The 13,501-nt window shown below is 59.1% G+C and carries 11 protein-coding genes and 4 tRNA genes; 13 read left to right on the top strand and 2 right to left on the bottom strand.

The annotated features are described in order from the left end of the window. Positions 1–25: 25 nt before the first annotated feature. The 7 genes from metG (at position 26) to proC (ending at position 6,183) form a co-directional block, all read left to right on the top strand. Positions 26–1,627, top strand: coding sequence for a methionine--tRNA ligase (gene metG / locus I2E13_RS02170; protein WP_195404063.1), 1,602 nt, complete (start codon positions 26–28; stop codon positions 1,625–1,627). A gap of 110 nt (positions 1,628–1,737) precedes the next feature. Next, entirely contained in the window at positions 1,738–2,598 is an 861-nt protein-coding gene (gene rsmA, locus I2E13_RS02165) for a 16S rRNA (adenine(1518)-N(6)/adenine(1519)-N(6))-dimethyltransferase RsmA (RefSeq protein WP_117778816.1), read from the top strand. Further along, the gene (locus I2E13_RS02160; protein WP_117778817.1) at positions 2,588–3,505 is read left to right on the top strand and encodes a TatD family hydrolase; all 918 of its coding nucleotides are present in this window, start codon (positions 2,588–2,590) and stop codon (positions 3,503–3,505) included. Before rsmA ends, I2E13_RS02160 begins: the two co-directional genes overlap by 11 nt. Before the next feature lie 43 nt (positions 3,506–3,548). After that, positions 3,549–3,635 (top strand) — tRNA-Leu (locus tag I2E13_RS02155). Positions 3,636–3,923: 288 nt separating this feature from the next. Continuing rightward, positions 3,924–4,862: an SPFH domain-containing protein gene (locus tag I2E13_RS02150; protein WP_117778818.1), complete on the top strand. Its 939-nt coding sequence runs from the start codon at positions 3,924–3,926 to the stop codon at positions 4,860–4,862. Between the two features lie 6 nt (positions 4,863–4,868). Beyond that, on the top strand, positions 4,869–5,339 hold the full coding sequence (gene rlmH / locus I2E13_RS02145) for a 23S rRNA (pseudouridine(1915)-N(3))-methyltransferase RlmH (RefSeq protein ID WP_117563694.1): 471 nt from the start codon (positions 4,869–4,871) through the stop codon (positions 5,337–5,339). Positions 5,340–5,412: 73 nt separating this feature from the next. After that, positions 5,413–6,183: a pyrroline-5-carboxylate reductase gene (proC, locus tag I2E13_RS02140; protein ID WP_117628982.1), complete on the top strand. Its 771-nt coding sequence runs from the start codon at positions 5,413–5,415 to the stop codon at positions 6,181–6,183. 157 nt (positions 6,184–6,340) lie between these two features. On the opposite strand, the gene I2E13_RS02135 is transcribed toward proC, so the two are convergent. Next, on the bottom strand, positions 6,341–6,514 hold the full coding sequence (locus I2E13_RS02135) for a DUF6724 family protein (RefSeq protein ID WP_006235069.1): 174 nt from the start codon (positions 6,512–6,514) through the stop codon (positions 6,341–6,343). Positions 6,515–6,625: 111 nt separating this feature from the next. Between I2E13_RS02135 and serS the strand changes: the two genes are divergently transcribed. The 6 genes from serS to I2E13_RS02105 all read left to right on the top strand — a co-directional run bounded on the left by serS (position 6,626) and on the right by I2E13_RS02105 (position 12,023). Further along, positions 6,626–7,909, top strand: coding sequence for a serine--tRNA ligase (serS, locus tag I2E13_RS02130; RefSeq protein WP_055285929.1), 1,284 nt, complete (start codon positions 6,626–6,628; stop codon positions 7,907–7,909). Between the two features lie 173 nt (positions 7,910–8,082). Continuing rightward, positions 8,083–8,460, top strand: a complete 378-nt coding sequence (locus I2E13_RS02125) for a hypothetical protein (protein WP_195404062.1) — start codon at positions 8,083–8,085, stop codon at positions 8,458–8,460. A 77-nt stretch (positions 8,461–8,537) separates the two neighbouring features. Next, positions 8,538–8,614, top strand: a tRNA-Arg gene (locus I2E13_RS02120). Between the two features lie 355 nt (positions 8,615–8,969). Continuing rightward, positions 8,970–9,046 (top strand) — tRNA-Arg (locus I2E13_RS02115). 352 nt (positions 9,047–9,398) lie between these two features. Then, positions 9,399–11,840 (top strand): tetratricopeptide repeat protein, encoded by a 2,442-nt coding sequence (locus I2E13_RS02110; RefSeq protein WP_195404061.1) that lies wholly within the window; start codon positions 9,399–9,401, stop codon positions 11,838–11,840. A gap of 92 nt (positions 11,841–11,932) precedes the next feature. Then, a tRNA-Ser gene (locus I2E13_RS02105) sits at positions 11,933–12,023 on the top strand. A gap of 131 nt (positions 12,024–12,154) precedes the next feature. Here the strand turns inward: I2E13_RS02105 and I2E13_RS02100 are convergent. Then, complete coding sequence (locus tag I2E13_RS02100; protein ID WP_195404060.1) at positions 12,155–13,495, bottom strand: D-alanyl-D-alanine carboxypeptidase family protein; 1,341 nt, start codon at positions 13,493–13,495, stop codon at positions 12,155–12,157. Between the last annotated feature and the right edge of the window lie 6 nt (positions 13,496–13,501).

Genomic DNA, 13,501 nt, shown 5'->3' with positions numbered 1-13,501 from the left:
AACGTTTTTCTGGAGGACAAACCCCATGGATCAAAGCAAGCCTTCGTTCTTTATCACGACGCCCATCTACTACGTCAACGCCGATCCGCACCTGGGCACGGCTTATTCCACCATCATCGCCGACGTTCAGGCTCGCTATCGCCGCTCCGCCGGCTATAACGTCAAGTTCCTGACCGGCATGGACGAGCACGGCGAGAAGGTCGCCGAGGCCGCAGCCAAGCATGGCATGACGCCGCAGGAGTGGACCGACAGCCAGGCTCCGCACTTCAAGGAGCTTTGGAGCAAGCTCGAGATCTCCAACGACGACTTCATCCGCACCACCGAGCCGCGCCAGCATCATGCCGTGCAGTACCTGTGGGAGCGCATGAAGGAGTCCGGCTATCTGTATAAGGGCAGCTACGACGGTTGGTATTGCGTGCCTGACGAGACCTACTTCACCGATACGCAGGTCCAGAAGGGCGACGAGGAGTACGGCAGCGTCGGCCAGCATCTATGCCCCGACTGCCACCGTCCGCTTGAGCGCGTCCAGGAGGAGTCCTACTTCTTTAAGCTTTCCGCCTTCCAGGACAAGCTTCTCAAGCTCTATGACGAGCACCCCGACTTTGTCGAGCCTGCGTTCCGCATGAACGAGGTTCGCAGCTTTGTCGAGGGCGGCCTCAACGACCTTTCCGTGAGTCGCACGAGCTTTGACTGGGGCATCCAGGTTCCGTTTGACGAGGGCCATGTGACCTATGTATGGTTTGACGCGCTGCTCAACTATATGACGGCCGTCGGCTACGGTGTCGACACCGACGAGGCGCGTGCCGAGCTGGCCTATCGCTGGCCCGCGCAGTTCCACATCGTGGGTAAGGACATCATCCGCTTCCACTGCGTCATTTGGCCCGCCATGCTCATGGCCATCGGCGAGGCCCTGCCCGAGCACGTCTTTGCCCACGGCTTCCTGACCGTGCGCAATGCCGAGACCGGCAAGGCCGAGAAGATGTCCAAGAGCCGCGGTAACGCCATCGCTCCGCAGGATGTTATCGACATGCTGGGCGTCGAGGGCTACCGCTATTACTTTATGACCGACGTGGTCCCCGGCACCGACGGCGCCATCAGCTTCGATCGTATGGAGCAGGTCTACAACGCCGATCTGGCCAACAGCTGGGGCAACCTCATTTCGCGCTCGCTCAACATGAGCGCAAAGTACTTTGACGGCTGCGCCCCGGCTAAACCGGCGTCTGCCGACGCGTTCGATAACCCGCTGGCAAAGATTGCCGATGGCCTGGTCGGTCGCTACATGGCCAAGATGGACGTGCTCGATTACGGCGGAGCTAAGGACGAGGTCATGGAGCTCATCCATGCCGCCAACCACTACATCGAGGACTCCGAGCCTTGGGCGCTTGCCAAGGACGAGGCCAAGGCTGACGAGCTGGCGTTTGTGATCTACAACCTGCTCGAGGCCATCCGCATTGCCGCTCACCTGCTGATGCCGCTCATGCCCCAGACTTCTGCCGAGGCCCTGCGCCGCCTGTCCTGCGAGGACGAGGCCACGAGCGACGACCTCAAGGGCATCTGCACTTGGGGCCTGCTTGCCGGTGGTCAGCCCGTCGAGAAGGGCGATCCGCTGTTCCCGCGTCTGGCGTAGAGACCGCGCGAGCGCCATATCGGCAATTTGATGTTTAGCTGTAAGGGCATGGCCGCCACGGTCCATGCCCTTTTGTTTCAAGACGCCGCCATCATGCTAAGGAGGCAACCATGACAACTTCGCCTTTGGCAAACCCCACGGCCACCAGGGAGCTGCTGGAGGAGTTTGGCCTTGCGACCAAGCATCGCCTGGGCCAGAACTTTCTAATCGACAATCATGTGATCGAGCGTATCTGCGAGCTTGCCGAGCTTGCAGGTGACGAGCGCGTACTCGAGGTGGGTCCGGGTTGTGGAACGTTGACACTTGCGTTACTGCAGGAAGCGGCGTGCGTTACGTCCATTGAGGCCGATCCCGAGCTTGAGCCGGTGCTCGATGCCCACGCCGCCGACTATGCCAACTTCCGCTTTATCATGGGCGATGCGCTCAAGGTGACGCCGGAGCAGATTGAGCAGGCCGCCGGTGGTGAACCCACGGTGTTTGTCGCGAATCTGCCCTATAACGTGGCGGCGACGATCATTCTTCAGTTCTTCCAGACGATGCCCACGCTTAAGCGCGCTGTCGTCATGGTGCAAAAGGAGGTTGCCGATCGCATTGCCGCAGTGCCGGGCAACAAGACCTATGGCGGCTATACGGCAAAGCTCGGCCTGTATGCGCAGGTGACGGGTCGCTTTGAGGTGCCGCCGCGTTGCTTTATGCCGGCGCCGCACGTGGACTCGGCCGTCGTGCGTATCGACCGTGTTGACGGTGTGGTGCCCGAAGAACTCGATCGCGAATTTGTGGCCCGCGTGATTGACGCTGCATTTGCTCAGCGTCGCAAGACCATCCGCAATTCCATGAGCGCCAACGGTTTTGCCAAGGACGTGCTCGATGCCGCCTTTGAGGCTTGCGGTATCGCACCCACCACGCGCGCCGAGACGCTTGATGTTGCCGACTTTGTCCGTCTGGCCCAGGAGCTAATCCATGATGCCTAATGCCGAACGCGTGACGTTTACCAAGAAAAAGAAGACGGTTGCTTGTCCCGTGCCCTTGGCACCGCTTGCTGACACGCATGCGCATCTGCTTTCGTTTTGGGGCAAAGAAGTGCCCGAGACACTCGTGCGCGCCAAAGCCGCGGGCATCGACCTGTTGGTGACGGTCTTCGATCCCATTGCCGATAAGCGCAGCGTGACGGACTATAGCGACTGGCTGACGCGCGAGATTCTGCCGATGCAGGATATCCCGCAGATCAAGTATCTTGCCGGCGTGCATCCGTATGGCGCGCCGGACTATACCGACGACGTTCACGCACAGGTCGTTGCCGCACTCGATGACCCCTTATGCGCCGGTATTGGCGAAATCGGCCTGGACTACCACATGGACTATGACGACGACATTGCGCCGGCACCCCATAACGTGCAGATTGACTGCATGGCGCGTCAGCTCGAGCTTGCCGTGTGCCATAACGTGCCGGTGGAGCTGCATCTGCGTCACGAGGACACGGACCAGGAGCGTACCTCGCACGTGGACGCCTACAACGTGCTTCGTGAGGTGGGCGTGCCCCAGGCCGGTTGTGTGCTGCACTGCTTTGGCGAGGACCGCGCCACGATGGAGCGCTTTGTGGAGCTGGGCTGCTATATCGCCTATGGTGGTGCGGCCACCTTTAAGCGCAACGACGACGTGCGCGAGGCATTTGCGGCAACCCCACTCGATCGAATTTTGTTCGAGACGGATTGCCCGTATATGGCTCCGGAGCCCATCCGCGGTCTTGAATGCGAGCCCGCAATGATCTCCATTACGGCAAACGCGCTGGTTAACGACCGTGTCGATCGCACAGGTGAGGACCCCGAAACAATCGCGCAAGCCGCTTGGGAAAATGCCTGCAAACTTTTTCAAAAATAGTTCTTGCGTTCGCGGTGGCGCTCCGTTATTCTAATTCCTGCACGCGGGCGTGGCGGAATTGGCAGACGCGTACGGTTCAGGTCCGTATGGGGGCAACCCCATGAAGGTTCAAGTCCTTTCGCCCGCACCATTAAATGAAAGAGCTCCCAGCAATGGGAGCTTTTTTGTTATGGGCCCATCGCGGGGACTTGAACCTGCGAAGGAGCGAGCGTAAAGAAAACGCGGAGCGTTTTTAGCGAGTTGACGAGTCCGCCGGCAGGCGGTCGAAGCCGGTGCGGATCCGCGAAGCGGATACGCGGACGTCCTTTCGCCCGCACCATTGATTGAAAGAGCTCCCAGCAATGGGAGCTTTTTTGTTATGCACGATCTCCTTGGACGGGTATCCTAATGCCAACGTGTGCCTATCAGAGGAGAGACCATGCTATTTTCCGGTATCATCGCCGCCCTTACCAGCCTTTTGATTCCCATCATCATCCTGTTGCTGCTGCTCCCCAACGCCTGTTATGTCGTTGAACAGCAGCACGCCGTAATCATCGAGCGCTTGGGTAAGTTCAACCGTATCGTCAACGCGGGCTTCCACATGAAGGTACCCGTGATCGACCGCAAGGCCGCCACGGTGAGTCTGCGCACCATGAAAAACGGTTTTGGCATCGACGTTAAGACCCAGGACAACGTGACCATCGGTCTTGAGGTCTCCGCTCAGTACCACGTGAGCTACGACATGGGCGCCGGCCCGGCAGATTCGGGCATCTACAAGAGCTACTACATGCTGCAGGAGCCCGTCGACCAGATGCGCGACTTCATCACCGACGCCCTGCGCTCCTCCATCCCCGTCTACACACTCGATGAGGTCTTTGCCAAGAAGGATGACATCGCCAAGGATGTCAACGCTACCGTTTCCGAGCAGATGGCCGCCTACGGCTTCACCCTCGTGTCGACGCTCATCACCAAAATCGCACTGCCGACCGAGGTTGAGAACTCCATGAACGACATCAACGCTGCCCAGCGCAAGCGCGCTGCCGCGCAGGAGCTCGCCGAGGCCGACCGCATCAAGCGCGTCACCGAGGCGACCGCCGAGGCCGAGGCTATGGAAAAGGCGGGCGAGGGCATCGCCAACCAGCGCAAGGCCATCGCGCTGGGTATCAAAGATTCGCTCGAGATCATCCAGGAGACGGGTGTCGGCAATGACGAGGCCAACCAGCTGTTCATGTTTACGCAGTGGTCCGAGATGATGACGGAGTTCGCTCGCACGGGTAAAACCTCGACGGTCGTGCTGCCGAGCGACTTTTCGCAGTCGGCCTCGATGTTCGAGCAGATGCTGGCCGCCGGCAAAGTTCAAAACGATTCGAAGGAGTAGACGCGCGTGAAATACACCGTCGTTTGCGTCGGTAAGCTCAAGGAGCGCTTTTGGAAGGACGCGTGCGCTGAGTACACCAAGCGCCTAGGTGCCTATGCCAAGGTGGATATCCGCGAGGTGGCCGATATCGACCCGGCTAAGGCGGGCGGCGTGGATGCCGCGCGCGACAAGGAGGGGGCGGCGATTCTTGCCGCCTTGCCATCTCGAGCGCATGTGATCCTGCTGGCTATCGAGGGCAAGGAGCGCTCGAGCGAGGAGTTTTCGGCGAGGCTCGACGATCTTATGCTGCGAGGCAGCAGCGACATCGCCTTTGTAATTGGCGGATCGGACGGCGTGAGCGATGACGTGCGCGCACGAGCCGACGAGATGCTCAGCTTTGGACGTATTACCTTGCCGCATAACTTGGCGCGCGTGGTGCTGCTGGAGCAGATCTACCGCGCCTGCAAGATTAGCCGCGGCGAGCCGTATCACAAATAGGTCAGCAATACGAAACAATGGCGTGGGACAATAGCTTTCGTTTTGAGGAATGTGTCTGAAAGGACTATGTGATATGAAGATTGGATTTGTCGGTTTTGGCAATATGGCGAGCGCTATGGCCGATGGCTGGATCGCTGCCGGTGTAGCTGCGAGCGACATGTGCGCCTGTGCGGGTCGCTACGACGCACTGGTTGAGCGCTGTGAGGCGCGCGGGATGGCCGCTTGCCACGATGCCGCCGAGGTTGTCGCCGCATCCGATATCGTGGTCGCTGCGGTCAAGCCGTACATGATCGAGAAGGTATTCGCCCCGCTCAAGGATGCTCTTGCCAAAAAGGTCGTTCTGTCGGTTGCCTGGACCTGGGACAGTGCCAAGTGGGAGCAGGTCCTGCCGGGCGTCGCGCATATCTCGACGGTGCCCAACACGCCGGTTTCGGTGGGCGAGGGCGTCATCGCTTGCGAGAAGGCTTCCACGCTTAGTGATGAGCAGAGTGCAGTGGTGCTTGATCTGCTTGGCAAGCTCGGTGCGGTGGTCGAGCTCGATACGAGCCTGCTGTTCGTGGGCGGCACGGTGGGTGGTTGCGCTCCGGCATTTGTCGCTATGGCAATCGAGGCCCTGGGCGATGCAGCGGTCAAGCACGGTATCCCGCGTGCTGATGCCTATCGCATTGTGAGCCAGATGGTGCTGGGTACGGCAAAGCTGCAGCTCGCAACCGGTCAGCATCCCGCAGCGATGAAGGATGCCGTGTGCTCGCCCGGCGGTGCCACCATCAAGGGCGTCGTCGCGCTCGAGGACGCCGGCATGCGCAGCGCCCTGGTCAAGGCAATCGACGCAACCCTCCAGTAAAACCTGCTATTTAGGGACAGGTTTATGTTGGCAGGTTTTTCCTGCGGTTTTGTCCTTTTAGCGAAAAGCGCCCCGCAACTGGCTCAATTCCAGTTGCGGGGCGCTTGCGTTTGCCCGGATAAAACCGACCAAAATAAACCTGTCCCTTTTTGGCGGGTTAGTCCCAGAAGCTGTCTTCTTCGTCCTCGGATTTGGGGCCGCGGTCGACATACATCTTATGGGTGCGCTTCTCCATTACAAAGGCAAGAATCGCAAACAGCAGGATGCCGCCGGCGAAAAGGATGGCAAAACCGGTGCGGGTGCCAAACAAAAAGGAAAAAACTGCGTCCATTGGGTGCCTTCTTGCGTAGTTGAGTTGGGTCGTAAACGCTCATAAGTATATACTTGCCCATACATGTACAAGGTTGCAACCTAAATGGAATGTATATCGCCGGAGGATCTAATGCTTGATATCAAGTTTGTTCGCGAGAACCCCGATGCCATCGATGTCGCCATGGCTAACCGCCAGACGTCTTGGGATCGCGAGAAGTTCTTTGAGCTCGACGACGAGCGTCGTGCCGTCATCACCGAGGTTGAGGAACTTCAAGCCACGCGCAATGCCGAGTCCAAGAAGATCGGCGCCCTGATGAAGGAGGGCAAGAAGGACGAGGCCGAGGCCGCCAAGGAGGCCGTGCGCGCCGTCAACGAGAAGATTGACGGTCTGGCCGAGCGCCGCACCGCCCTCGAGCAGGAGCAGTACGACTTCATGGCTCACCTGCCCAACATTCCCTGCGAGGCCACGCCGTACGGCAAGGACGAGGACGAGAACATCGAGCGCCGTCGTTGGGGCACCCCGCGCGAGTTCGACTTCGACTTTAAGCCGCACTGGGATCTGGGCACCGACCTCGACATCCTTGACTTCGAGCGCGGCAACAAGCTCTCCGGCAGCCGCTTCACCGTTCTCGGTGGCGCCGGCGCCCGTCTTGAGCGCGCCCTCATCAACTTCTTCCTCGATACGCACACCAGCCGTGGTTTTAAGGAGTGGTGGCCGCCCATCGTCGTCAAGCGTCAGACCATGTTCGGCACGGGCCAGCTGCCCAAGTTCGAGGACGACGCCTATCACGTCTCGGGCGACAACTTCCTGATCCCCACCGCCGAGGTCGTGCTCACCAACCTGCACGCCGGTGAGGTCCTCGACGCCGACACCCTGCCGCGCCGCTACACCGCCTTCACCCCCTGCTTCCGCGAGGAGGCCGGTTCCGCCGGTCGCGATACCCGTGGCATCATCCGTCAGCACGAGTTCGACAAGGTCGAGATGGTCAAGTTCGCTAAGCCGGAGGAGTCCGACGAGGAGCTCGAGAGCATGACCGCCGAGGCCGAGTACCTGCTGCAGCAGCTGGGCCTTCCGTATCGCGTGATTAGCCTGTGCACCGGCGACTTGGGCTTCTCTGCCCGTCAGACCTACGACATCGAGGTCTGGCTGCCGAGCTACAACGCCTACAAGGAGATCAGCTCCTGCTCCAACTGCGGTGACTTCCAGGCTCGCCGCGCCAACATCAAGTATCGCGACCCCGAGAACTTCAAGGGTTCGCGCTATCTGCACACCCTCAACGGTTCCGGCCTGCCGGCTGGCCGTACCATGGCTGCCATTCTGGAGAACTACCAGAACGCCGACGGCACCATCACGATCCCCGAGGTCCTGCGTCCCTACATGGGCGGCCTCGAGAAGATCGAGCCGGTCGCGTAACTTGGCTGCATAGGCGATATGCAAGGGCGCTCCTTCGGGGGCGCCCTATTTCGTGCGCAGGTCCATACCATGCCGTGCGGACAGCTCAATAGAAAACACACGAACAACTGTTCTGTATACAGCAATCTACCTGCTATGCTTTTGCTAAATAAGAGCGAGAGAAAGGGGACGCGATGGAGCTGTTTGATGACCGGGTGGTTTTGTTTGAGAGCGACGAGGGCGGGGAGTACCTGCTTGTGACGTGTGAGCCGTCTGGCATGGGTGGCCTGGTGGTTCGACAGACGAGCGAGGGGCCGTTGACGCAATGGTGCTTTGAGGAGTCGCCGCATGTGGTCGAGACCTTTGTGGCGCACGAAGGGCTTGTGGCCCTGGAGCACTTCTATGGGGTCCGGACATCTAACCAGGTTGCTCGCATGTTGAGTATCTCGTTTGCCGATTATGATTGTGCCCAGCGGGTGAGATCGCTCCTGAGGGAACTTGATGCTAAGTTTGACGTGATCGAAAAGCCAATCGATCGTACGGGGAACGACGGTATATGCGGAGCAGCATGACAAAACTGCGTTTCACAAAAAAGTTTGAGATTGTGCTTGACTCCAATAAGCTAAAGTGGTTTTATATGTCTTGCGCTGCGGCGTTACCTCAGCTGGATAGAGGGTCTGACTACGAATCAGAACGTCATAGGTTCGAATCCTATACGCCGCACCAATTGAAATTGAAAGCCTCCGGCAACGGGGGCTTTTCTTTTAGGCGGACGCCGCATGGATTCGAACCTCGGTCGAGGCGCGGGCGTCAAGAAAACGCGGAGCGTTTTTAGCCCGCGGGCGAGTCCGCCGGCAGGCGGGCGAAGCCGGTGCGGATCCGCGAAGCGGATGCGCGGAATCCTATACGCCGCACCAATTGAAATTGAAAGCCTCCGGCAACGGGGGCTTTTCTTTTACGCCGGCACTGCATGGATTCGAACCACGGTCGAGGCACGAACAACTTAATTATCACTCCGTAAAATTTTTTCTAATTGTCGCTTGACCCATCGGGGGCTCGCGTGCATAATAATCCGTGCGTTGCGGCGTTACCTCAGCTGGATAGAGGGTCTGACTACGAATCAGAACGTCATAGGTTCGAATCCTATACGCCGCACCATTTGAGATTAAAGCTCCCGGCAACGGGGGCTTTTCTTTTACGTAAACACCGCATGGATTCGAACCTCGGTCGAGGCGCGGGCGTAAAGAAAACGCGGAGCGTTTTTAGCCCGCGGGCGAGCACGCCGGCAGGCGGGCGAAGCCGGTGCGGATCCGCGCAGCGGATGCGCGGAATCCTATACGCCGCACCATTTGAGATTAAAGCTCCCGGCAACGGGGGCTTTTCTTTTGCGCCAGCTTGAGTGCTTTTGTCCAAAGGGACGATTTCCTGTCGACTCGTGTAAGATTCCGAGTAGATGTCGCGACTTATTCGCGACCACTCCTTCTCAAGCGACCGATCAGGGTGATATTTCGTGGCAGAGCGTCCGACATACAAGCTCAGGTTTCTCGATCCCAAGAAGCGCTTTCCGGCGATGCCCGAGCAGCCTGCGGGACGCTCATATGGCGTGGTCTGGAAACTCTTTGGCGAGGATCAGCATGAATCTTGTTATGTCGTCGAATTCGTTGGCAAAAGCCATGTGTCGCTTTTGGGCTACGTAAGCGTTTCGGGTGAGGTGTACAAGGTGGACCGCCCCGTTAGCGAGGCTCCGCTGCCCAACGATCCCGACATGGAACTGGTCCTTGACGAGTCGGACTCCGGTATTGGTGAGATTATGGTGAGGGGAGCAAACGGCACGATGCGCGCGTGCGCGCGAACCGTCGGCTCTCCCGAAGGTCCCATGCGCGAACAGTCCGATCACGAAACATGGAATTCGACCCGCTCCCTTCCTTACGGTGAATTCATGGCATCGATGTTCCTGCGCTACGTGATATTCGCTGACTCCGAAAATACCATTGCGAGCACGGCGGACGCCGACGGACTCGACGAGGGTATGCAAAACGTTGCCGACAAGATCAAGCTCGTAAAGTTGCCCGAGCCGGTCGAGGTGTTTTTGGGCTTTAACACGACACCGCTACCTGACGCTATCGAGACGCTGCTCTACCGCGTTGACCATGCCGAGAATCCGAGCGGTATCGAGCGCTATGCCGCCGCCCTTATGAGTGAAATTGACTTGCCTCGCTTGCGCACCATCGCCGCTAAGTCCGAGATGAGCCTGGCTCGCATCGATCGCTCAAAGCTTTTCTATCTCAATTTTGATCGCAGCCTGCTGGACCAGGACGAGATTGACATGCTGCTTGCCATCGAGTGCCGTCTTAACCGTCTCTCCGGCATCCTTGGGCACATCGGGGCCGGATTGGTCCCTGCGGCATCCTCGCCGAGCCTTGAGGGCTGCGCGCTCTTTGATGCGTGGCATATCGCCAAGACGACCAACGATGTTCCTCGACTGCTCGATACGGTCTCGAGCGATAACCCGTGGGGCAAACCGGGTACGGTGGCTTGCCAGCCGGGCGGTGAGTGGGATGTGCGTACCCGCTTCGCGCGTATTGTCGAGGCACTTAACGTGGTCACGCGGCTCGACTATACCTATCGGGCAAACGTTGCCGAGGGGATTATGCTCGTTCGGTTTGGGCAGTCTGTCGTTGATGCTATGCCACAACGTGAATACGATGCCCAGGATGACGCCTGGCGCGAGTTGGACGAGGACACGCGCGCGATCTGGGCCGCGGAGCACGATGCGCGCGTGGCACTCACGCTTGCGGCAGCGTGTTTTGCCGCGGGCACCTGCATCACGCGCTGCTATGTGCAGATTGCTGCTCCCGACAGTGAGCAGGGCGAGCGCGTTGTCGCAACGTATTTCTTTGGGCGCGCGGCCTATCTGGCCGATTGCGTGCCTGTCGCCAAGGATCTTGAGAGCATGGACATGGACGATATGCCGTGCAAGCGTGTGCTTGAGGCATATGAGTCAACCGCTCCGGAGACGATTGAACCTGCGGAGGTTCATGCTCGTCCGCGTGATGACCATCGCATGCTGCCGCCGGCGCTGCGCGATCTGCTGCTTGCCGATACGGCTGACGAGCTGGAGGTCATGGAAGAGGACGACGACCCATACGTGGCCCGTGTTGTTGAATTGCGCGAGCAGGCAAAAGTCGACCGTACAGGTGCTTTTGAAGGCTTTTCCCGTCTTGTTGAGGAGTTGGAGGCTAAGTGCGCCGTCGCCGAGCTTTTGGCGACAGGTCCGGTTCAAACGCAGTTTTGCGATAACCAGCTGGTGCGCATGGTGCTACCGGTGTTGGAAGAAGACCGCTCTGTGCGAATCCTTCGTGCGCCCGATGCGCTGTACTTTGCCCAGCACGAGATCTGCAGTTTTTACGCCGAGCAAGAGGACTTTGAACGAGCACTGCCCGAGGTGCGCCATCTTTACGATCTGGCGCGCTCGTCCATGCAGTCGCACTTTGCGCTCATCAACGTGCTCGCGCGTCTGGAGCGCTTTGACGAGATTATCGAGGTGGCGCGCCACGGCCTACGTATTGCCAGCGATCGTTCTGCAATCGGCTACCTGTTCTATCGCTTGGCGTTTGCCTATTGGAATTGCGATCAGCTCGACCTGGCGCTGGCTTGTTACCGTCTGGTGCCGCGCGGCGAGGAGTCGGGCAGCAGCGCGCTGGAAGAAATGCAGGGTCTTATGAACGAGATGGGCGTCAGCGAGCCTCCGACGTTCGAGGAAGCGGTCGAGACCATCCGCAAGGCTGGACTCGAGCTGCCGCCAGTGTCCGCCGTGACGAATCAGCTGGCAGATGCCGCTGTGCAACTGGTCGACAACGGTTTCTTTTTCCTGGCGCGCGGTTGTATCTTCCAAATGTGGCGCACCATGGGCAACGACGAGCTCGGCTCCCTCAACCGCTCGCTGGGGTAGGCGAAGCTTTCAAGAAGGAAAGGCTGCTAGGCAATTAGAAAATTTCCTCTTGCTCATCCTTGGCTGTTTGGTTACTATAGAACGGCTGTTACGGAGAGCTGACCGAGAGGCCGAAGGTGCTCGCCTGCTAAGCGAGTATGCCCCAAAAGGGCATCTGGGGTTCGAATCCCCAGCTCTCCGCCAGTATGACTTGAAAGAAGGGTCCCATTTGGGGCCCTTTTTTGTGCGGAGAAAGGAGGCTGGGGATTCGAACCCTCAAAAAAAGAGGCATCCTTTCGGACGCCTCCTTTCAGTGGACTTATTATTCTTGCGCCCTACACCTCGGGCGCCTTGGCGACGGTCTCGCTTTCTGCCGTGAGTGGGCGGTTGTCGATGCGACGGCCCAAGCGATCGAGCTTCACGAGTAGCCATTCAATGGGATTCGGCCCTGCGCCTTCCTCGTCGGCAACTAGGTCCATGACGGCGATCTTGGTGCCGTCCTGCTTGAGCGTGACGCTGCCCACCTTGTCGCCCACATGCACCGTGCCCGAAAGATCGTCGTAGCTAACCTTTTCGGTCACCTCGCCGGCAAGGGAAAACACGGTCGCTTGCGCCGTGGGATCGGCGAGTGTGGCGTCGATCGTCTTATCCGTCCAGTCGGTTTGACCAATGCGCGCCATAAGCGGGTTGCCGTTGGCGGTCTTTTCCTGTGTGTTGGCGATTGCGACCGTCACCTTGTGACCGTAGTACCAATTGGCAAGGGTTGCGGTATCGGTAAAGCGCTGGTCGGTGGTGGTGGAGTTCAAAACGACGGTGTAGATCTCGTCGCCGTCGCGGTTGTAGGCGCTCGTAAAGCAATAGCCCGCGTCGTCGGTGGTGCCGGTCTTGCCACCGATGTTGCCATCTTGGCCCAGCAAATAGTTATGCGTGTCCATGGAATGCGAATGGTCGGTGCCGTCGGCGCCCGTGACCTCGATCCAGGAATCCTCGCTCGCTACGACCTCGCGGATCGTGTCGTTTTTCATGGCCTCCTGCATCATCAGCGCTACGTCGTGTGCGGTTGAGTGCATATCGCCAGCCCACTCATCAAAGTCCAGACCATGCGGGTTTTCAAAAAGCGTACCGGTGCAGCCGAGCTTCTTAGCGCGCTCGTTCATGGCCTTCACAAAGGTTGCCTCGGCGTCTTTGGTCTTAGGGTCGATCTTCTTGCCCACATATTCGGCGAGCACGACGGCGGCGTCGTTGCCCGAGGGAATCATCAGGCCGCGCAGTGCCTGCTCCACGGTAAGCTCGTCACCTTCGAGCAAGCCGGCGGTCGAATTACCCACGGTGGCTGCGTCGTTGCTCACCGTGACCTTCTCGTCCATCTTGCAATTCTCGACGGTTAGGATTGCGGTCATGACCTTGGTGATCGAGGCGATTTTAACCTGCTCATCGGCGCCGCGCCCATAGTAGACGGTGCCGTCTTTGCCCATGACGAGCGCATTGGTCGCATCGATATCGGGCAGATTTTCGGCCGTGATGCCGCGCGCATCGGCGGTTTTGCCGCAAACATTGTCGGTCGTGAGTACTTGGGCGCCGGCGACGGTGGGCACGCCAGCGGCAAGGGCGATAGCGCAGACAAAGCCGGCGGCAAGCTGAGCTGAGCGCTTTGCAAAAGAGGTGAGGGACTTCACAGATTT

This window comes from Collinsella aerofaciens (assembly GCF_015554145.1).
GTDB lineage: Bacteria > Actinomycetota > Coriobacteriia > Coriobacteriales > Coriobacteriaceae > Collinsella > Collinsella aerofaciens_AA.
The sequence above is the reverse complement of the archived record's forward strand: the minus strand, read 5'-3'. Positions and strand labels throughout refer to the sequence as shown.

Excerpts from the sequence above, each read along its gene's own strand:
- metG (WP_195404063.1), top strand. The coding sequence starts at position 26 with ATGGATCAAAGCAAGCCTTCGTTCTTTATCACGACGCCCATCTACTAC.
- rsmA (WP_117778816.1), top strand. The coding sequence starts at position 1,738 with ATGACAACTTCGCCTTTGGCAAACCCCACGGCCACCAGGGAGCTGCTG.
- I2E13_RS02160 (WP_117778817.1), top strand. The coding sequence starts at position 2,588 with ATGATGCCTAATGCCGAACGCGTGACGTTTACCAAGAAAAAGAAGACG.
- I2E13_RS02150 (WP_117778818.1), top strand. The coding sequence starts at position 3,924 with ATGCTATTTTCCGGTATCATCGCCGCCCTTACCAGCCTTTTGATTCCC.
- proC (WP_117628982.1), top strand. The coding sequence starts at position 5,413 with ATGAAGATTGGATTTGTCGGTTTTGGCAATATGGCGAGCGCTATGGCC.
- I2E13_RS02135 (WP_006235069.1), bottom strand. The coding sequence starts at position 6,514 with ATGGACGCAGTTTTTTCCTTTTTGTTTGGCACCCGCACCGGTTTTGCC.
- serS (WP_055285929.1), top strand. The coding sequence starts at position 6,626 with ATGCTTGATATCAAGTTTGTTCGCGAGAACCCCGATGCCATCGATGTC.
- I2E13_RS02125 (WP_195404062.1), top strand. The coding sequence starts at position 8,083 with ATGGAGCTGTTTGATGACCGGGTGGTTTTGTTTGAGAGCGACGAGGGC.